This is a genomic window from Mesorhizobium sp. M0894 (assembly GCF_040319725.1).
Classification (GTDB): domain Bacteria; phylum Pseudomonadota; class Alphaproteobacteria; order Rhizobiales; family Rhizobiaceae; genus Mesorhizobium.
In genome coordinates this window covers 34,659-53,401 of record NZ_JAMYOG010000012.1, presented here as the reverse complement: position 1 = coordinate 53,401, position 18,743 = coordinate 34,659, and the positions used below count along the sequence as shown (strand labels likewise).

Here is an 18,743-nt window from a genome sequence, read left to right as displayed (position 1 = left end):
TCAATAGCCCATGCCGCCGGGCGAAGCAGCGGCTTCCTTGGCTGAAACGTCTGTGATCATGGCCTCAGCAGTGATCAGTAGCGCCGCAATCGAGCCCGCGTCCTGCAGCGCCGTCCGCACCACCTTCGCGGGGTCGACGATGCCGGCCTTGATCATGTCGACATAGACCTCGTTCTGGGCATCGAAGCCCTGATTGTGGTCCTTGCTGTCGGCGAGTTTGCCGACGACAATCGAACCTTCGACGCCGGAATTCTCGGCGATCTGCCGGATCGGCGCTTCGAGCGCTCTCGACACGATCGAAATGCCCGCCGTTACATCGGCATTGGCTCCGGTCAGCCCGTTCAGCACAGCCTTGGCGCGCAGCAACGCGACGCCGCCGCCGGGAACGATGCCTTCCTCGACGGCCGCGCGGGTGGCGTTCAGCGCATCGTCGATGCGGTCCTTCTTTTCCTTGACCTCGGATTCGGTGGCGCCGCCGACGCGGATGACGGCAACGCCGCCCGCCAGCTTGGCGAGACGTTCCTGCAGCTTCTCCTTGTCGTAGTCGGAAGTGGTTTCCTCGATCTGCCCCTTGATCTGCTGGACGCGCGCCTGGATGGTGGCCTTCTCGCCGGCGCCGTCGATGATCGTGGTGGTGTCCTTCTCGATCAGCACGCGCTTGGCGCGGCCGAGCATGTCTATGGTGATGTTCTCCAGCTTGATGCCGAGATCCTCGGAAATCATCTGTCCGGCGGTGAGCACGGCGATGTCTTCCAGCATCGCCTTGCGGCGGTCACCGAAGCCAGGCGCCTTGACGGCCGCGACCTTGAGGCCGCCGCGCAGCTTGTTGACGACCAGCGTCGCCAGCGCTTCGCCCTCGACGTCCTCGGAGATGATCAACAGCGGCCTGCCGCTTTGCACCACGGCTTCGAGGATGGGCAGCAGCGCCTGCAGATTGCCGAGCTTCTTTTCGTGGATGAGCACGTAAGGGTCTTCCAGCTCGGCGCGCATCTTCTCGGCATTGGTGACGAAATAGGGCGAGAGATAGCCGCGGTCGAACTGCATGCCTTCGACGACGTCGAGTTCGGTTTCGGCGGTCTTGGCCTCCTCAACGGTGATGACGCCGTCATTGCCGACCTTGTCCATCGCCTTGGCGATCATGGCACCGACGCTGGTGTCGCCATTGGCGGCAATGGTGCCGACCTGCGCGATCTCGCCTGAGGACTTGACCTTCTTGGCTCGAGCCTGGATTTCCTTGACGACGGCGGTGACGGCAAGGTCGATGCCGCGCTTGAGGTCCATCGGGTTCATGCCGGCGGCAACGAATTTGGCGCCCTCGCGCAGGATGGAAGCGGCAAGCACCGTGGCGGTGGTGGTGCCGTCGCCGGCGAGGTCGTTGGTCTTCGAGGCCACTTCGCGCACCATCTGTGCGCCCATGTTCTCGAACTTGTCGGAAAGTTCGATTTCCTTGGCCACAGTCACCCCGTCCTTGGTGATGCGCGGCGCGCCATAGGCCTTGTCGATGATGACGTTGCGGCCCTTAGGGCCGAGCGTCACCTTGACGGCGTTGTTGAGGATTTCGACACCGCGCAGCATGCGGTCACGCGCGTCGGTGGAAAATTTGATTTCTTTGGCAGACATGATTTTTTCCAGTTCGGTTGGTTGTGGCAAGACGCTTGCAGCGCGCCTGAATCAAAGCTTGGAGCATCCTTTGCGCGCCCGGCAGGGCGCGCGGCATTCCAGTCAGGCGGCCTTCTTGGCAGCCACGGTTTTGTCGATGATGCCCATCTCGCTCTTCTCGATGATGCCCATGATGTCGGCCTCCTTCATGATCACAAGGTCCTCGCCGTCTATCTTGACCTCGGTGCCGGACCATTTGCCGAACAGGATGAGGTCGCCGGCCTTGACGTCGAGCGCCATCAGCGCGCCGCTTTCGTCCCGCGCGCCCGGCCCGACGGCGATCACTTCGCCTTCCTGCGGTTTTTCCTTGGCATTGTCGGGGATGATGATGCCGCCCTTGGATTTGGTGTCGCTTTCGGCGCGCCGAATGACGACGCGATCGTGGAGTGGCCGGAATTTCATGGGGACTCTTTCTGGGGCCGGCTTAGGCGGCCGCCCCTCTCTATAGGCGCCTTGGCACTCGATTGATAGGAGTGCCAAAAAATATTCATGGGGTATGTCAAATATTGAATGAATTATTTTGCCTGGCTATCCCTTGGTGTTCGGGCATTGCCGAATATTAATGAAATTGAATTTCTGTCTTTGAACACCTATTTTATGGTGAAGTTCACACTCACGACTTTCGCTGCAAGGGAGATTTTACCGATGGCCGAAGGCAATCAGAACATCATGGAAAAAGCTCAGGCTCGCTTCATGGAAAATCAAAAGAAAACGGCGGAGCGGAACAAGGCAACTGCCGAATATCTCTCGGAGGCCAAGGCCAGGGCGATCAAAACGGCAAGACTGAGGGAATTGCGACTGGCCAAGGAAGAGGCGGATCGCGCGGCGGCAGCTCTGAATCCGGTCGCCCCAAAGAAGAAGCGGGCGGCGCGGACAGTCAAGCAGGCCGTATCCGCATCGACGGAGGCCAAATCATGAGCCTGACATTTCCCAATCCCAGCCGCAGCTACGACGAGGCAAGCAAACGCATCCGCTTCGTCGGCCATGACGGCATGTTCCAGATTTCCTTCTCTGTCGCAACCGATGCCATCTCCAAAGTGCAGCCGGGAACGGCGGCCTCGGAAGCTACCTATCTGGCGGCCTTCGACACGGCTTCCAGCTCGATCCACGATGTCGCCAGGAATGCCTATGCCCGCACCCGCAGGAGCATATATGTGCTGACTGCGGCCGATTTTCGCTAGATCCGTCGCGATCCGTCCACAAGACGCTTTCTCGGGGCTTCCGGTCCGCCTGCATCCGCCGCGATGTCACGACTGTTCAGCCGATCGACCATCGCGTCCGCATCGCACGTGTTCATGCCGACCATGGATTGCTGCTTGAGCTCGACAGGCTGGCCGGTGAAGACGTCGAAGACGGTCCAGCTGTGAGGACGTTCCATACGCAGCGCGTAGCGGTTTGCCATCTTGGCATCCTTTAGTTTCCGCCCGATCGATGAATGTCGCTCGGTCAGGCTTGGGCGACGAAGAATATTGCCGCCACGACAAGCACCGTCCACAAAACGACGAACAGCTTCAGGGCCAGGCTACCATGCGCCGAGAGCAGCTCCCGAGTGCGATTGACCAAATTCTTGATGGTCATCGACATGGTCGGCGCCGCAATCGCGACCGGCCGCGCCCTGACCCCAAGCTTTCCGAAAACAGGCAGCAGCGATGGCTCGCGCACGAAAACGACCTCGAATGTTTGGAAACCAGACATCTTCATAGCATCGTTCTTCGAACGCTCTGCACGCCAAATGAATTCGCGTCACCCTCAAGGGCGTCCGTGACGCGAAAGGCCGCGGCGTCGCGGGTTCCAGTAGCAGGGCTTATTCCCGAGATCATGAAGGTTCATAATCCGTATGAGACGCGCTGATTCGCGCTTTGCCGGGATGCCGCCATGCAACGCAGCTACGCAGCAGGGAGGTCGACGCGACGGGCGAGGGGAAAGACAATGACCGCGCCACCCGTCGAATTGCAGAAGGCCATATTCGAGGCAGTGAATGGCGATCCCGATTTATCGGCGGCACTGGGCGACGCAAGATTGTTCGACCGTGCGCCGGAAAATGTTGCGTTTCCCCACATGACCTTCGGCCGCACCAGCGTTTACGACTGGGCTACGGGCACGGAGAACAACGCCGAGCAGTTGCTGACGCTGCATGTCTGGTCGAAGTCCGAGGCCAGCAAGGAAACGCTCGACATCATGGACCTGGTCAGCGCCCGCTTGCGAGATGCGGCACTCTCGCTTGGCGAACATCGCCGCGCCTATCTCAAGCTCGAATTCGCCGAAGCCCGCTACGACGAGGACCTTTCGGCCCATCACGGGCTGCTGCGTTTCCGCGCCATGATCGAGGATGAGGGCTGACCGCCGGGCACTTTCCGTAAGAATCGGGCAATTTTGTTCTTGCTTTGTGCCGGCAGCTATGCTACTAATTTCACTATGGTGCTGATTGGCGCCAACAACCCGCCGCCGAGCGGGTTTTTTTGTTTCAGGTCGGTTCGCCTGAACCTGCCTTCGGTTGCCGGATCGATTGTCTCGGATCGATTGTCGAAGTCGGCGCACACCTGAAGCAATGCCTTCTCCGCCAAATGATGCCGGTTGTCGGCGAAGGATCGGAGGGCTAGGTTAAACTTTGGCGATTTCGCGAGACGGGCGGCGAGATGGCAATCCGGTAATCTCGCGCTTCAGGGGTGTGGCGGGCATGCATTCGAGCGTTCACCGTTCATATCACGTTCAGCACCAGCGCGTTAGAACGCTGACCATGAACATCCTTTGCTCCCACTTCCGGACCGCGGCACTGGCGCTCTCAGCCGCCGGTCTGCTTGCGTCGCAGGCGATGGCGATCCCCGTTGTCGTGCCCGAGCAGCCCCAACCGGTCGTCCTCGCCGCCTCCGACTGCTATGCGATCGGCCAGCAGGTGGCCGAGCAGAATGGCGGGACCTTGGCCAAGGCCTCGCAGTCGACACGCGGCGGCCAGCCGGTCTGCGTCATCGTCGTGCTCGTTCCGGGCAAAGAAGGGCAGCGTCCGCGTCGCTCGGAGATCGTCGTTCCGCTGAACTGAACCGTGCCGTTTCCCAGTCTGCCGGAATCGGCCTATATCTGAACAGCTTCAACAGGCCTCCCGCATGCGCGTACTCGTCGTCGAAGATGACAAGGATCTCAACCGTCAGATCGGCGACGCGCTGGTCGATGCCGGCTATGTCGTCGACCGCGCTTTCGACGGCGAGGAAGGGCACTTTCTCGGCGACACCGAGCCCTACGATGCCGTCGTGCTCGACATCGGCCTGCCGCAGATGGACGGCATCAGCGTGGTCGAGCGCTGGCGGCGTGGCGGCCGCAAGATGCCGGTGCTGATCCTGACGGCACGCGACCGCTGGAGCGACAAGGTTGCCGGTATCGACGCAGGCGCCGACGACTACGTCACCAAACCTTTCCACATCGAGGAAATCCTGGCCAGGGTGCGGGCCTTGATCCGGCGTGCCGCCGGGCATGCCTCGTCGGAGCTGACCTGCGGACCGCTGCGCCTCGACACCAAGGCCTCCAAGGCCGACGTCGATGGTGTACCGCTGAAGCTGACATCGCATGAATTCCGCCTGCTTGCCTATTTGATGCACCATATGGGCGAGGTCGTGTCCCGGACCGAACTGGTCGAGCATCTCTACGATCAGGATTTCGACCGCGATTCCAATACGATCGAGGTCTTCGTCGGACGGCTTCGCAAGAAGATGGGCATCGACATGATCGAAACCGTTCGCGGCATGGGCTACCGCATGCGTAAGCCGGAGGCGTAACGCGGAACCGCTGCCTACAAAACCCGCCGTCTCGAACACGCCGTCGCTGCGGTCATGGCCGCGTTCGCTGGCGTTTCGCGTCATCGCCTTTTCCACGGTCTGGGCGATCCTCACTCTGGTCGTCATCTTCACCTTGATCACCACGCTCTATCGCCAGGCCAGCGAGCGCGGTTTCGACAGCCTGCTCTCGGCGCATCTGTTCAACCTGATCGGCTCGGTCGGCGTTTCCGAAAGCGGCCAATTGACCGGCGCTCCCGACCTTGGCGATTTGAGATTCTCGGAGCCGAATTCCGGCTGGTACTGGTCGGTCGAGCCCGCCTCGGAAGGCGTGCACGGCGATCTCCATTCGTCGTCGATGACCAAGGCGATCCCGTCGCCAAGCGTTGCCGAGGTGCCATTCAATGCCAGCTTCCAGCGCAGTTATTCGGCGGACGGCATCGAAGGCGAGCAACTGGAGGTGTTCGAGAGCGAGTTCGTCCTCGATGCGAAAAACCGCGCCGCGCGCTTCCGTGTCATGGGCAACCAGACCGAGCTCGAGCAGGAAATCGCCACCTTCCAGCGGCGCCTTTTGACCTATCTGTCGCTGTTCGGCGTCGGCATGATCGCCATCAATGCAATCGCCATCCTGCTCGGCCTGCAGCCGCTGCGCCGGGTCAGGAATGCCCTTGCCATGGTGCGCGAAGGAACTGCGCAACGGCTCGACGGCCGCTTCCCGGCCGAGATCGAGCCGCTCGCCAACGAGACGAATGCGCTGATCGAGAACAACAGGCGTATCGTCGAGCGGTCGCGCACGCAGGTCGGCAACCTCGCGCACTCGCTGAAGACGCCGCTGGCCGTGCTGCTCAACGAGGGGCGGGCGCTGGGTGGCGCCAAGGGCCAGCTCATCGCCGAGCAGGCCGCTTCCATGCAGAAGCAGGTCGACCACTATCTGCAACGTGCCCGCGTTGCCGCGCAGCGCGACAGCGTCGTTTACCGCACGCCGGTGGCGCCGCTGGTCCAGCGCATGGTGCGCGTGCTGCAGAAGCTCAACCCGCGGACCGCGCTCTCGCTCTCGCTGCCGGCCACCGACATCGTCTTTGCCGGCGAACGTGAGGACCTTGAGGAGCTGCTCGGCAATCTGCTCGACAATGCGATGAAATGGGCAAGGAGCGCGGTCGCCGTTTCCGTCAAGCCCATCGCCGGCAGGGAAGGGGCGGCCAATCTGTTCGAGATAGCCATCGAGGATGACGGCCCCGGCATTCCCGAAGACAAGGCGCGCGAGGCATTGCAGCGCGGACGGCGTCTCGACGAGACAAAACCCGGCAGCGGGCTCGGACTTGCCATTGTCGCCGACCTTATCAACGAGTATGGAGGCGTTCTGGCGCTGGAACGATCCGTCATGGGTGGATTGAAGGCGGTGGTTCGATTGCGGAGCCTTCAGTAATGCTTTTCCGGGCGGCTGGCTGCGGCCAAATTTCCGATAAACATCGACATTATGGCCGCGCCAGCCTGCTGACAGCGCGGCGGTCCAGCTCAAGAAAGCCGGTATTGGCATGAGGATTCGCGTCGCGCTCGTTTCCGCCCTGCTCGCCGTCTCCGGCTGTACGACGCTCGGCAAGGGCCCAGCCGTTACGGTGACACCGGCCGCCACGCCTCCCAGTGGCGCCAAGGTCGCGACGACGATCATCGCCGCCATGGGCGGCGGCCTCGTCGGTGGCTCGATCGGCACCGGCTTGAGCGAGACCGAGAAGCGCAGCGCGCTCGAGGCGGAATACAAGGCGCTTGAATATACGGCGAGCGGCCAGAAGGTGGCGTGGAAGAGCGACAGTTCGGCCCATCGCGGCGAAGTTGTCGCCGCCCAGCCCTATCGCGTCGGCTCGCAGGACTGCCGGCAATACACCCATACGGTGTTTACCGGCGCTGCCGGCGCCACCGCGCGCGGAACCGCCTGTCGCAATGCCGACGGCAGCTGGACCCCGCTGACGTAGCTCGCCGGCCGTTGATACACCGATCCCGGTCCGGCACTATCGATCGGAGCGGTCCCGCCAAAGCGTCGCAGCACGCTTGTGTTGGCAGGGCAAGGGTCTCGTTCTATTGGAAGAGCCATGCTGTTCTGGGTCATAGCCGCAATCCTGACGCTGGGCGCAAGCCTGGCGGTGCTGCTGCCGTTGGCGGGCGAAACAAAGAACACGTCCGCTGCCGGCGATCACGACCTTGAAGTCTATCGCGACCAATTGGCCGAGCTTGACCGCGACGTGGCGCGTGGCCTGATCCGGCCAATGGAGGCCGAAGAGGCGCGCGCCGAGATCGCCCGCCGCATCCTTCGCCTGAGCAATGCCGGCCCGGCCGGCACGACGGCGACACAGCGGTCGACAAGGCTGGTGGCGACCGCTGCCGTGCTGGTGGTTCCGCTGGTCAGCTGGGGCCTTTACGGCCAGCTCGGCTCACCCGACCTGCCGTCGCAGCCGCTCAGCGAACGCCTGGCCAAGAACCCCGCCGACAGCTCGGTGGACGAGCTGGTGGCACGCGCCGAAGCGCACCTTGCGGCCAACCCGTCCGATGGCCGCGGCTGGGACGTGCTGGCGCCGGTCTATCTGCGCATGCAGCGATACGCCGATGCGGTAACCGCCTACCGCAATGCCATTCGCCTTGACGGCGACAGTGCCGCCCGTCAAGCCGGCCTCGGCGAGGCGATCGCCAATGCGGCCGGCGGCATCGTTTCAGCCGACGCCCAGGCTGCTTTCGAGGCGGCGCTGAAGCTCGATCCGGCAAACCCGAAGGCCTCGTTCTATCTCGCCATGGGCTTGGCGCAGGAAGGCCGCACAGCTGAAGCGACGGCGGCTTGGCAAAAGATGCTTGCCGCCTTGCCGCAGGGCTCGCCGTGGCGCGGTGCCGTCGAGCAGGCGCTCGCTGAATCCGCCGCCCGCAACGTCGCTTCGGAGGCGCCCGCGAAAGGGCCGAGCGCCGACGATATCGATGCTGCCTCCTCGATGTCGCCGCAGGACCGGCAAGCCATGATCAGCACCATGGTTGCCGGCCTCGACGAAAAGCTTCGGCAAAATCCGCGCGACGAGGAAGGGTGGATGCAGCTCGTTCGTTCCTATGCCGTGCTGGGCAAGACAGATCAGGCGCGTGACGCACTCAATCGCGGTATCGCCGTCTTTGGCGCGGACAGCGACCAGGCCAGGAAATTCACCGCCTTTGCCGCCTCGCTCGGCGTGACGGCGACGGAGTAGACGATGACGCGCAAGCAGAAACGACTGTCGGTGATCGCTGCGGGGCTGGCCTTCCTCGGGGTTGCCACCGGGCTGACCTTCTATGCGCTCGGCCAGAAGGCCTCCTACTTCTACATGCCGGCCGATCTGGCCACCGCCAGCCTTCAGCCGGGCCAGCGTATCAGGCTCGGCGGCCTCGTCGAAAAAGGCACAGTAGAGCGTAGCCAGGGCGCCACCGTCGCCTTTTCGGTGACCGACAACCAGAAGGACGTCAAGGTTACCTATACCGGCATTCTTCCCGACCTTTTCCGGGAAGGGCAGGGCGTGATCACCGAAGGCTCGTTCGGCCCTGACGGAATCTTTGTCGCCGACAGCGTGCTCGCCAAGCATGATGAGACCTATATGCCCAAGGAAGTGGCGGACGGCCTCAAGGCCAAGGGCGTCTGGCAGGAGAGCAAGAGTGACTAGAGAGGTTCCGCAAAAGTGTTCCACGGTTTTGCGGCAAGAACCTGCGGCAAAACCTGGCGAGCGCGGCGATAATGGTTGAAACCGGACATTTCGCCCTGGTCCTGGCGTTTGCGCTGGCCCTGGTGCAGACGGTGGTGCCGCTGTTCGGTGCGCGCACCGGCAACCACAAGATGATGGCCGTCGGCGCACCCGCCGCGCTGACCGGCTTTGCCTTGACAGCGCTGTCCTTCGTGGCGCTGGCGACCGCGTATGCAGGCTCCGACTTTTCGGTGGAGAGCGTCTGGGAGAACTCGCATTCGCTGCAGCCGCTGATCTACAAGATCACCGGCACTTGGGGCAATCACGAAGGTTCGATGCTGCTCTGGGTGCTGATCCTGACCTTCTTCGGCGCGCTTGTCGCCGTCTTCGGCGGCAATCTTCCGGCGACGCTCCGGGCCAATGTGCTTGCGGTGCAGGGAGCGATCGGCGCTACTTTCTTGCTGTTCATCCTGACGACGTCGAACCCGTTCGTCAGGCTCAATCCGGCGCCCATCGAGGGCCGCGATCTCAATCCGATCCTGCAGGATCTCGGCCTCGCCATCCATCCGCCGCTGCTCTATCTCGGCTATGTCGGCTTTTCGATATGCTTTTCCTTCTCGGTCGCCGCCCTCATCGAGGGCCGCATCGACGCATCGTGGGCGCGCTGGGTGCGGCCGTGGACGCTGGTCGCCTGGATGTTCCTCACCGGCGGCATCGCCATGGGCTCCTACTGGGCCTACTACGAGCTCGGCTGGGGCGGCTTCTGGTTCTGGGATCCGGTCGAGAACGCGTCCTTCATGCCGTGGCTGGCGGGCACGGCGCTGCTGCATTCGGCGATTGTCATGGAAAAGCGCTCGGCGCTGAAGATCTGGACGCTGCTGCTGGCGATCCTGACCTTCTCGCTGTCGCTGCTCGGCACCTTCCTGGTGCGCTCCGGCGTGCTGACCTCAGTCCACGCCTTCGCCACCGATCCGACGCGCGGCGTTTTCATCCTCTGCATCCTGACGCTGTTCATTGGCGGCTCGCTGGCGCTGTTTGCCTTGCGCGCCTCCCGGCTGACGGCCGGCGGCCTGTTTCACCCGATCTCGCGCGAAGGCGCGCTGGTCCTCAACAATCTGTTCCTGACCACCGCCACCGCCACCGTGCTGGTCGGCACGCTCTACCCGCTCGTAGTCGAAGCGCTTTCGGCCGACAAGATTTCTGTCGGCGCGCCGTTCTTCAACCTGACATTCGGCCCGCTGATGGTGCCGCTGCTGGTCGTCGTGCCGTTCGGGCCACTGCTCGCCTGGAAGCGCGGCGACATTTTCGCGGTCGCCCAACGCCTGATGGCGGCTTTCGCGGCGGCGCTGCTCGCCGTGCTGGTGACCGCCCTGTTCATCGATGGCGCTTCGGTGTTGGCGGCACTCGGTGTCGGCCTTGCCTTCTGGCTGATCTGCGGCGCGTTCACCGATCTCGCCGTCAAATCCGGCTTCGGCACCGTCGCGCCCGCCACCGTGCTCAGGCGCTTCGCCGGCCTGCCGCGCTCGGTCTTCGGCACAGCGCTTGCGCATCTCGGCCTCGGCCTGACGACGCTCGGCATTGTCGGCACGCTTTGCTTCGGCACCGAAAAAATCCTGTCGATGCATGCCGGCGATACAGTCGAACTGTCCGGCCACACCCTGCGCTTCGAGGGGCTCTACCCGGCCCAGGGGCCTAACTACAGCGAGGATCGCGGCCGCTTCGCCCTGCTTGGCGCTGACGGCAGCATCGCTGGCGAGATCACCTCAGCCAAGCGCTCATACCCGGTGCGCCAGATGACAACGACCGAATCCGGCATCAGCACGATCGGCTTCAGCCAGCTCTATCTCTCGCTTGGCGACGAGGCCAGCGACGGCTCTGTAGTCGTTCGTCTGTGGTGGAAGCCGCTGGTGACGCTGATCTGGGGTGGCGGCCTGGTGATGATGGCGGGTGCGGCGATGTCGCTGCTCGACCGCCGCCTGCGTGTCGGCGCGCCGTCGTCCCGCAAGCCGGCGGGCGCCGTGCCATCGGCGAGCCCGCCATGAGCCAAAGGGTCACGCTGGCCTCGCTGGTCCTCTTGCTGGCGCTGTTGTTCGCCGGCGCCGCGCAGGCGGTCAAGCCCGACGAGGTGCTCGCCGACCCGGCGCTCGAGGCGAGGGCGCGCGCTTTGTCGGAAGGCTTGCGCTGCATGGTCTGCCAGAATCAGTCGATCGACGAGTCCGATGCCGACCTTGCCCGTGACCTGCGCATCCTTGTGCGCCAGCGCCTGGTCGCCGGCGATACCGACCGGCAGGTGATGGACTATGTCGTTTCGCGCTACGGCGAATTCGTGCTGCTGAAGCCACGCTTCAATCTGCGCAACGCCTTGCTCTGGGGGGCGCCAGTTCTTCTGCTGCTCGTTGGCGGGACGTTCATCCTGCTGGCCGCCCGCTCGCGCCGCTCGACGGCGACCAATGCCCTGACCGCGGACGAGAAGGCGGCGCTGGACGCGATACTCCGCCGCGATTGATCCTAACATTACGAAAGTTTCATGTACCGGAAATGGCGCCGTAATGTGCGGTTCTCTATTTCCTTTGTCGAGGATGCCAATCAAGGGGCGTCCCTTGAAAAGAGGATACGAGAACCATGAATGTTGCCCCCAATTCATATCTTCGCACCCGCAAACGCCTGCTGGCCGCAGCCGCATCCCTGGCCATTGCCGGCGCGATCGGCTTTGGTGCTGTTGCTACCGGGACAGCCCCGGTTCTGGCCGACGCCGTGCGTGTCGAGGCACCGCAGGTCCCGAGCTTCGCCGATGTGGTCGAGCGCGTTTCGCCGGCGGTCGTCAGCGTGCGCGTCAAGGCCAAGATCCAGTCGACGGCCGATGACGGTTCCGGCCAGATGGACGACGAGGACGGCCTAGGCAATCTTCCCGACAATCCGCAGCTGCGCCGGTTCTTCCGCGAGTTCCGCGGCTTTGGCGACCAAGGCGGCGACCAGGGTCCGAACGGAATGCGCCGTTTTGGACACCGTGACCGCAACAACGACCAGCCGCGGCCGGTGGCGCAAGGGTCGGGCTTCTTCATCTCCGATGACGGCTATCTCGTCACCAACAACCATGTCGTCGAGGAAGGCACCGCCTTCACCGTGGTGACCAATGACGGCAAGGAGCTTGACGCCAAGCTGATCGGCACCGATCCGCGCACCGACCTTGCCGTGCTCAAGGTCGATGACGGCAACAAGTTCACCTATGTTGACTTCGCCGATGATTCCAAGGTTCGCGTCGGCGACTGGGTGGTGGCTGTCGGCAATCCGTTCGGCCTCGGCGGCACGGTTACCGCAGGCATCGTTTCGGCCCGCGGCCGCGATATCGGCGCCGGCCCCTATGACGACTTCATCCAGATCGACGCCTCGGTGAACCGCGGCAATTCGGGCGGCCCGACCTTCAACCTCAACGGCCAGGTCGTCGGCATCAACACCGCGATCTTCTCGCCGTCGGGCGGTAGCGTCGGCATTGCCTTCGACATTCCCGCTTCGACCGCCAAGCAGGTCGTGCAGGATCTGATGAAAAACGGCACAGTCCAGCGCGGCTGGCTCGGCGTCGAAATCCAGCCGGTCACGCCCGAAATCGCCGAGTCGCTTGGCCTTGGGTCCGGCAAGGGCGCGCTCGTTGCCAGCGCGCAGGACAACAGTCCCGGCAAGAAGGCCGGCATCACCGCAGGTGACGTGATCACTCAGGTGGACGGCAAGGACGTTGCTTCGCCGAAGGAACTCGCCCGTCTGATCGGCGCTTACCCGCCCGGCAAATCGGTCGATGTCACGGTGTGGCGCAACGGCAAGAGCGAGGCGGTCAAGGTCGATCTCGGCAAGCTGCCGTCGAGCGACAAGCAGGCCTCGGCCGACCAGCAGCCTGCACCCGCGCCGAAGACCGATACGCTGGCCGATCTCGGCCTGACCGTCACCAAGTCCGACAACGGCAAGGGTCTTGTGGTGACCGATGTCGACCCCGACAGCGATGCCGCCGATCGCGGCATCCAGCCCGGTGACGTCATCACCTCCGTCAATTCGACGGAAGTGACCGGCACCGGCGACATCGACAAGGCGATGGCCGACGCGGTGAAGTCCGGACGCAAGGCGGTGCTGATGCAGATCACCCGCGACGACAGCAACCGCTTCGTCGCGCTGCCTGTCGCCAAGGGCTGACGACCGGTTCGACTTTTCCGGTGCGGCGGTTTTCACACCCCCGAGCCGCCGCACGGGAAAGCACGGGGCCTGAATACGTTAGTCAGTCATCGTGTTCCGCCCCAGCGGCAGCGGGCTTCCGATCGCCCGCTGCCGCTCGAACGTGTCGGTCAAAGCGTGAAGCGGTTTTAGGCTACGACATGCTAAAACAAAGACTTACCGCGTATCCCTGAATCACTTTGTTCGCGATACGCCATGGAGACGGCCACGATGCATATGCCGGCCACTCAATCTTCCAGCGAAATCGCGTATAACGGTTCTATGAAGATTCTCGTCATAGAAGACGATCGCGAGGCGGCCGACTACCTGCAGAAGGCGTTCGCCGAGGCCGGCCATACCGCCCATGTCGCCGGAGACGGCGAAACCGGCTTCGCACTCGCTGATTCCGGCGACTATGACGTCATGGTCGTCGACCGCATGATGCCGCGCCGCGACGGCCTGTCCGTCATTGCCGGGCTCAGGTCCAGAGGCAATACGACGCCCGTGCTGATCCTGTCGGCGCTCGGCGAAGTCGACGACCGGGTCACCGGTCTGCGTGCCGGCGGCGACGACTATCTGACCAAGCCCTACGCCTTTTCCGAACTGCTCGCCCGCGTCGAGGTGCTGAACCGCCGCGCCAGCGCCAGGGAGGCAGAAACCGTCTACCGGGTCGGTGATCTCGAACTCGACCGGCTGTCGCATTCGGTGCGGCGCGCCGGGCGCGAGATAACGCTGCAGCCGCGCGAGTTCCGCCTGCTCGAATATTTGATGCGCCATGCCGGCCAGGTAGTGACGCGCACCATGCTGCTCGAGAACGTCTGGGACTACCATTTCGATCCGCAGACCAACGTCATCGACGTTCATATCTCGCGGCTGCGCGGCAAGATTGAGAAGGGCTTCGACAAGCCGATCCTGCACACGGTTCGCGGCGCCGGCTATATGCTGAAAAGCGGCTAGAACCCCATGGCCCTTTCCGTGCCGGCCATCATGAGGACGACGGCAGCGCGGCTTTCAGCGCTTTATCTTCTGCTTTTTGCGCTGTGCGCTGTGCTGCTGGTCTTGTACATGACCTCGCTCTCGGCGCGCATGCTGACTGCCCAGACGCAGGAGACGATCAACGACGAGGTACTCGGCCTTGCCCGCGCCTATCAGCGCGGCGGCCTGCCGGTGCTGGTCCGCGTCGTCGAGCAGCGCTCCCGCCAGCCCGGCGCCAATCTCTATCTGATCGCCGATGCCAACGGCCAGATCCTGACCGGCAACGTGCAGAGCCTGGAGCCGGGCGTGATTGAGGCCGAGGGCTGGACCACCGAACCGTTCTCCTACCGCCGCTTCGGCGAGGGCGAGCTCGAGCGGCAGCGCAACCCGGTCTCCGACCCGAACGAGCCCGCGCAGAACGAGGTCCAGGCCGAAGGCGAGAAAGGCCACAACGCCATCGCCCTGGTGCTGCGCCTGCCCAACCAGATGATCATGCTGGTTGGCCGCGACCTCGGCGAGCCGGAGCGCTTCCGCGCCGTCATTCGCCGCGCCTTGATGCTGGCGCTCGGCATGATGGGCGTCGGCGGGCTGCTGATCTGGTTCTTCGTCGGGCGCGCTGCGCTGAAGCGCATCGACAGTGTGTCGGAGGCGAGCCGCCGCATCATGGGCGGCGATCTTTCCGGCCGGCTGCCGGTCACCGGCGCCGGCGACGAGTTCGACCGGCTGTCGGAAAACCTCAATTCCATGCTGGCCAGGATCGCCACGCTGAACGAGGGACTGAAGCAGGTCTCCGACAACATCGCCCACGACCTGAAAACGCCGCTGACCAGGCTGCGCAATCGCGCCGAAGCGACGCTTTCCGGCAAGCACAACACCAGCGACTACCGACAGGCGCTGGAAGGAACGATCGCCGAATCCGATCAGCTGATAAAGACCTTCAACGCCATCCTGATGATCTCACGGCTGGAGGCCGGCTATTCCTCCGAAAGCACCACCAGGGTCGACCTGGCCGCTGCCGTGCACGACGTCGTCGAACTCTACGAGCCTGTGGCGGAAGAGGCGGGTGTGACGCTCGAAACCTCGGTACAGGGTGCCTTCGCCGTCAACGGCAATCGCGAGCTGATCGGCCAGGCGCTGTCCAATATCGTCGACAACGCGATCAAATATTCGACCGACTCGACCTCCAGGCCTACGGTTCGCGTGACGCTGGAGCGTATCGATGGCGAGATCAGGCTTGCTGTTTCCGACAACGGCCAGGGCATTCCCGACGATGTCGACCGCGCCAGGGTGACCGAGCGTTTCGTGCGACTGGAAAAGAGCCGCTCGCAGCCGGGTTCCGGCCTTGGCTTGAGCCTCGCCAAGGCGATCATGACGTTCCACAATGGACGGCTTGAGCTTCTGCCCGGCATTCCCGGATTGTCCGTCGTCATGAGTTTTCCCGGGCGGGAGGATCGCTGATGGTGGCGAGGATGGCAGCGCGACGCCGCGAGACGGACTGGCTTTTGAAGCCGGCGGTAAAGCTCGTTCCGCTGGATGCAAGCCGCGCCAGGCAGGAATTGGCGGAGATCGCCGACGCCGCGCGGCAGGAAGAACTGCCGCGACTGGCGAAATTTCTCGCCGGCAAGGGGGTCGTCCAGGATTTCCTCGCCGCCGTTTTCGACCTGTCGCCGTTCCTGCGCGATACCGCGCGCCGCCGGCCGCGGATAGTCGATGCGCTTTTCGACGAGACCATCGAGGCGCGGCTGTCATCGATCTGCGCCGCGGTCGACAAGGCAGCGCGCGCAGAGGCCGTCTCCGAAGGCAGCCTGATGATGGAGCTGCGCCGATGCAAGGCGGAGGCGCATTTCCTGATCGCCTTGGCCGATCTCGCCGGCGAGGCCGAGACCTCGCTGACGGTGCGGCGACTGAGCGATCTTGCCGACGCCTGCACGCGTGCAGCCGTCGATTTCCTGCTCCGCGACGCGCATGAGCAAGGCAAGCTCAGTTTGCCGGATCCGAAAAATCTGGCGCAACGCTCGGGCTGGATCCTGCTCGGCATGGGCAAGCTCGGTGCGCATGAGCTGAACTTCTCCTCCGACATCGACCTCGTCGTCTTCTTCGACCCCGATGCGCCTGCCGTCGTCGATCCGCTCGATGCCACCGAGCTGTTTTCGCGCCTGACCCGCCGGCTGGTCCGCATTCTCCAGGACCGCACCGAGCACGGTTACGTCTTCCGCACCGATCTCAGGCTTCGTCCCGACCCCGGCTCGACGCCGCTGGCGATCCCGGTCGAGGCGGCGCTGCGCTACTATGAGGCGCGCGGCCAGAACTGGGAGCGCGCCGCCATGATCAAGGCGCGCCCGGTGGCTGGCGATCTTGCCGCCGGCGCCGCGTTCCTGAAGGAACTGCAGCCCTATATCTGGCGCAAATACATGGACTATGCGGCGATCGCCGACGTCCATTCGATCAAGCGCCAGATCCACGCCCACAAGGGCCATGGCGAGGTCGCGGTCAAGGGCCACAACGTCAAGCTCGGCCGCGGCGGCATCCGCGAGATCGAGTTCTTCGTCCAGACCCAGCAGCTCATCGCCGGCGGTCGCTTTCCCGAACTGCGCGGCCGCGAGACCGTGCCGATGCTTGGCGAACTCTCCGCGCGTGGCTGGATCACTGCGGATGCGCGCGAGGCGCTCACCAGGCAATACTGGTTCCTGCGCCGCGTCGAGCACGCCATCCAGATGGTTGCCGACCAGCAGACGCACATCCTGCCGGAGGACGAAGAGGGGCTGGAGCGCGTCGCCCGCATGCTGGGCTTTGCCGATGCGGCAGGCTTTGCCGAAGCGTTTCGCGCGGCGCTGCACCAGGTCGAGCGCCACTATGCAGCGCTGTTTGAAACCGCGCCGGAGCTTTCGGCAGGCATCGGCAATCTGGTCTTTACCGGCGACGTCGACGATCCCGACACCTTGCAGACCCTGAAGCGGCTCGGCTTCCAGCGGCCGAGCGACATCTGCCGGGTTATCCGCGGCTGGCACTTCGGCCGGTATCGCGTCACCCGGTCGGCGGAAGCGCGCGAGCGGCTGACCGAACTGACGCCGGCGCTGCTGCAAGCCTTCGGCCAGACGCGGCGGGCGGACGAGGCAGTGATCCGCTTCGACGAATTCCTTGCCGGCCTGCCTGCCGGCATCCAGCTGTTTTCGCTGCTGCATTCGAACCCGGCTTTGCTGAAGCTGATGGCGACGATCATGGGCGCGGCACCGCGGCTGGCCGCCATCATCACGCGCCGGCCACATGTCTTCGACGGCCTGCTCGATCCGGCGCTGCTGAGCGAATTGCCCAACCGCGCCTATCTGTCGGCGCGTCTTGCCGCCTTCCTCGAAGGCGACAGGGCCTATGAGGATGTGCTCGACCGACTGCGCATATTTGCTTCGGAGCAAAAGTTCCTGATCGGCGTAAGGCTGCTTGCCGGGTCAATCGATCCGCCGCGCGCCGGCCGCGCTTTTTCCGACCTCGCCGATCTGACCATCGAGGCGGCATTGCAGACGGTGACGGCGGAATTTGTGCTGCGTCATGGCCGTACTGCCGGCGGCAGGGTCGCACTGCTCGGCATGGGGAAGCTCGGCAGCCGCGAACTGACGGCAGGTTCCGACGTCGACCTCATCCTGCTCTACGATCACGACGCCGATGCCGAGGAGTCCGACGGCGACAAGCCGCTTGCCCCGTCGCATTACTACAGCCGACTGACGCAGCGGCTGATCGCCGCCGTTTCCGCGCCGACGGCCGAGGGCGTGCTCTATGAGCTCGACCTTCGCCTGCGGCCGTCCGGCAACAAGGGGCCGGTGGCCACGCATGTCGACGCCTTCAAGAAGTATCAGCGCCAGGACGCCTGGACATGGGAGCACATGGCGCTGGCGCGAGCCCGCGCGATCGGCGGCGATGCCGAGCTCTGCCGCGAGGTCGAAGGGGAAGTTGCCGCAGTGCTCGCTCTGCCGCGCGATCCAGTCAAGGTGATGGCCGAGGCATCCGAGATGCGCGCCATGGTCGACAAGGAGAAGCCGCCGCGCGATACCTGGGACATCAAGCTGATCCCGGGCGGCCTCATCGATCTCGAATTCATCGCCCAGGTTGCGGTGATTACCGGAAAGATCGAGGCAGGCCGCAGGGCCACCGGCACGGCTGACATCCTGTCGCGCCTGGCGCCGGATTTCGCCAGCGCCCAGGTCAGGCAGGAACTGGTGGATGCCTATTCGCTCTATCTGGCGCTGACCCAGATAATACGGCTTTGCCTTACCGGCGCGTTCGAACGCGACGACGTTCCGCCAGGGCTTTCGGATCTGCTTCTGGCGGTCACCGACCTGCCGGATTTCGGTGTGCTTGAAGCGCACCTCAAGGAGACGTCGCAGAAGGTCAGAAAGGATTTTGACCTTTTGCTTCGTGCGAAACAACCGTGACGGCAATCGGCCGAACGGGCGAGAGCATCGGAGCCAAAAGT

19 protein-coding genes are annotated in these 18,743 nt (G+C 63.9%); 15 read left to right on the top strand and 4 right to left on the bottom strand.

Annotated features, from left to right (window positions below; all coding sequences use genetic code 11):
- Together groL and NKH91_RS22040 are read right to left on the bottom strand one after the other, a co-directional pair.
- On the bottom strand, positions 1–1,620 hold the full coding sequence (gene groL, locus NKH91_RS22045; protein ID WP_352788997.1) for a chaperonin GroEL: 1,620 nt from the start codon (positions 1,618–1,620) through the stop codon (positions 1–3).
- A 102-nt stretch (positions 1,621–1,722) separates the two neighbouring features.
- On the bottom strand, positions 1,723–2,061 hold the full coding sequence (locus NKH91_RS22040; protein WP_352481902.1) for a co-chaperone GroES: 339 nt from the start codon (positions 2,059–2,061) through the stop codon (positions 1,723–1,725).
- Between the two features lie 243 nt (positions 2,062–2,304).
- Between NKH91_RS22040 and NKH91_RS22035 the strand changes: the two genes are divergently transcribed.
- Positions 2,305–2,577 carry a hypothetical protein gene (locus NKH91_RS22035; RefSeq protein ID WP_023718395.1) on the top strand — a complete coding sequence of 91 codons (273 nt, stop codon included), beginning with the start codon at positions 2,305–2,307 and terminating at the stop codon, positions 2,575–2,577.
- A complete protein-coding gene (locus tag NKH91_RS22030; protein ID WP_023718394.1) occupies positions 2,574–2,840 on the top strand; it encodes a DUF1488 family protein in 267 nt (88 codons plus the stop codon). The genes NKH91_RS22035 and NKH91_RS22030 overlap by 4 nt, the downstream gene beginning before the upstream one ends.
- Here NKH91_RS22030 and NKH91_RS22025 read toward each other — a convergent pair.
- Entirely contained in the window at positions 2,837–3,061 is a 225-nt protein-coding gene (locus NKH91_RS22025; RefSeq protein WP_352481901.1) for a hypothetical protein, read from the bottom strand. The two genes, NKH91_RS22030 and NKH91_RS22025, sit on opposite strands and share 4 nt — an antisense overlap.
- Before the next feature lie 44 nt (positions 3,062–3,105).
- The gene (locus NKH91_RS22020; RefSeq protein WP_352481900.1) at positions 3,106–3,354 is read right to left on the bottom strand and encodes a hypothetical protein; all 249 of its coding nucleotides are present in this window, start codon (positions 3,352–3,354) and stop codon (positions 3,106–3,108) included.
- Between the two features lie 234 nt (positions 3,355–3,588).
- Between NKH91_RS22020 and NKH91_RS22015 the strand changes: the two genes are divergently transcribed.
- The 13 genes from NKH91_RS22015 to NKH91_RS21955 all read left to right on the top strand — a co-directional run bounded on the left by NKH91_RS22015 (position 3,589) and on the right by NKH91_RS21955 (position 18,702).
- On the top strand, positions 3,589–3,999 hold the full coding sequence (locus NKH91_RS22015; protein ID WP_023718393.1) for a DUF3168 domain-containing protein: 411 nt from the start codon (positions 3,589–3,591) through the stop codon (positions 3,997–3,999).
- A gap of 397 nt (positions 4,000–4,396) precedes the next feature.
- Entirely contained in the window at positions 4,397–4,696 is a 300-nt protein-coding gene (locus NKH91_RS22010) for a hypothetical protein (RefSeq protein ID WP_023718391.1), read from the top strand.
- A 64-nt stretch (positions 4,697–4,760) separates the two neighbouring features.
- Positions 4,761–5,426, top strand: coding sequence for a response regulator transcription factor (locus tag NKH91_RS22005; RefSeq protein ID WP_023718390.1), 666 nt, complete (start codon positions 4,761–4,763; stop codon positions 5,424–5,426).
- Between the two features lie 10 nt (positions 5,427–5,436).
- The gene (locus tag NKH91_RS22000; protein WP_051409642.1) at positions 5,437–6,849 is read left to right on the top strand and encodes an ATP-binding protein; all 1,413 of its coding nucleotides are present in this window, start codon (positions 5,437–5,439) and stop codon (positions 6,847–6,849) included.
- A 109-nt stretch (positions 6,850–6,958) separates the two neighbouring features.
- A complete protein-coding gene (locus tag NKH91_RS21995; RefSeq protein ID WP_352848216.1) occupies positions 6,959–7,393 on the top strand; it encodes an RT0821/Lpp0805 family surface protein in 435 nt (144 codons plus the stop codon).
- Positions 7,394–7,510: 117 nt separating this feature from the next.
- Positions 7,511–8,641, top strand: a complete 1,131-nt coding sequence (gene ccmI, locus NKH91_RS21990; protein ID WP_023718387.1) for a c-type cytochrome biogenesis protein CcmI — start codon at positions 7,511–7,513, stop codon at positions 8,639–8,641.
- A gap of 3 nt (positions 8,642–8,644) precedes the next feature.
- Positions 8,645–9,088 (top strand): cytochrome c maturation protein CcmE, encoded by a 444-nt coding sequence (gene ccmE / locus NKH91_RS21985; RefSeq protein ID WP_023718386.1) that lies wholly within the window; start codon positions 8,645–8,647, stop codon positions 9,086–9,088.
- Positions 9,089–9,159: 71 nt separating this feature from the next.
- Positions 9,160–11,148, top strand: coding sequence for a heme lyase CcmF/NrfE family subunit (locus NKH91_RS21980; protein ID WP_023718385.1), 1,989 nt, complete (start codon positions 9,160–9,162; stop codon positions 11,146–11,148).
- Complete coding sequence (locus tag NKH91_RS21975; RefSeq protein WP_352848221.1) at positions 11,145–11,612, top strand: cytochrome c-type biogenesis protein; 468 nt, start codon at positions 11,145–11,147, stop codon at positions 11,610–11,612. The genes NKH91_RS21980 and NKH91_RS21975 overlap by 4 nt, the downstream gene beginning before the upstream one ends.
- 116 nt (positions 11,613–11,728) lie before the next feature.
- Positions 11,729–13,285, top strand: a complete 1,557-nt coding sequence (locus NKH91_RS21970; protein ID WP_023718383.1) for a Do family serine endopeptidase — start codon at positions 11,729–11,731, stop codon at positions 13,283–13,285.
- Between the two features lie 300 nt (positions 13,286–13,585).
- Complete coding sequence (locus tag NKH91_RS21965; protein ID WP_254819962.1) at positions 13,586–14,260, top strand: response regulator transcription factor; 675 nt, start codon at positions 13,586–13,588, stop codon at positions 14,258–14,260.
- 6 nt (positions 14,261–14,266) lie between these two features.
- Positions 14,267–15,736, top strand: coding sequence for a sensor histidine kinase (locus tag NKH91_RS21960; RefSeq protein ID WP_352848223.1), 1,470 nt, complete (start codon positions 14,267–14,269; stop codon positions 15,734–15,736).
- Positions 15,736–18,702, top strand: a complete 2,967-nt coding sequence (locus NKH91_RS21955) for a bifunctional [glutamine synthetase] adenylyltransferase/[glutamine synthetase]-adenylyl-L-tyrosine phosphorylase (protein WP_352848225.1) — start codon at positions 15,736–15,738, stop codon at positions 18,700–18,702. The genes NKH91_RS21960 and NKH91_RS21955 overlap by 1 nt, the downstream gene beginning before the upstream one ends.
- Positions 18,703–18,743 lie beyond the last annotated feature (41 nt).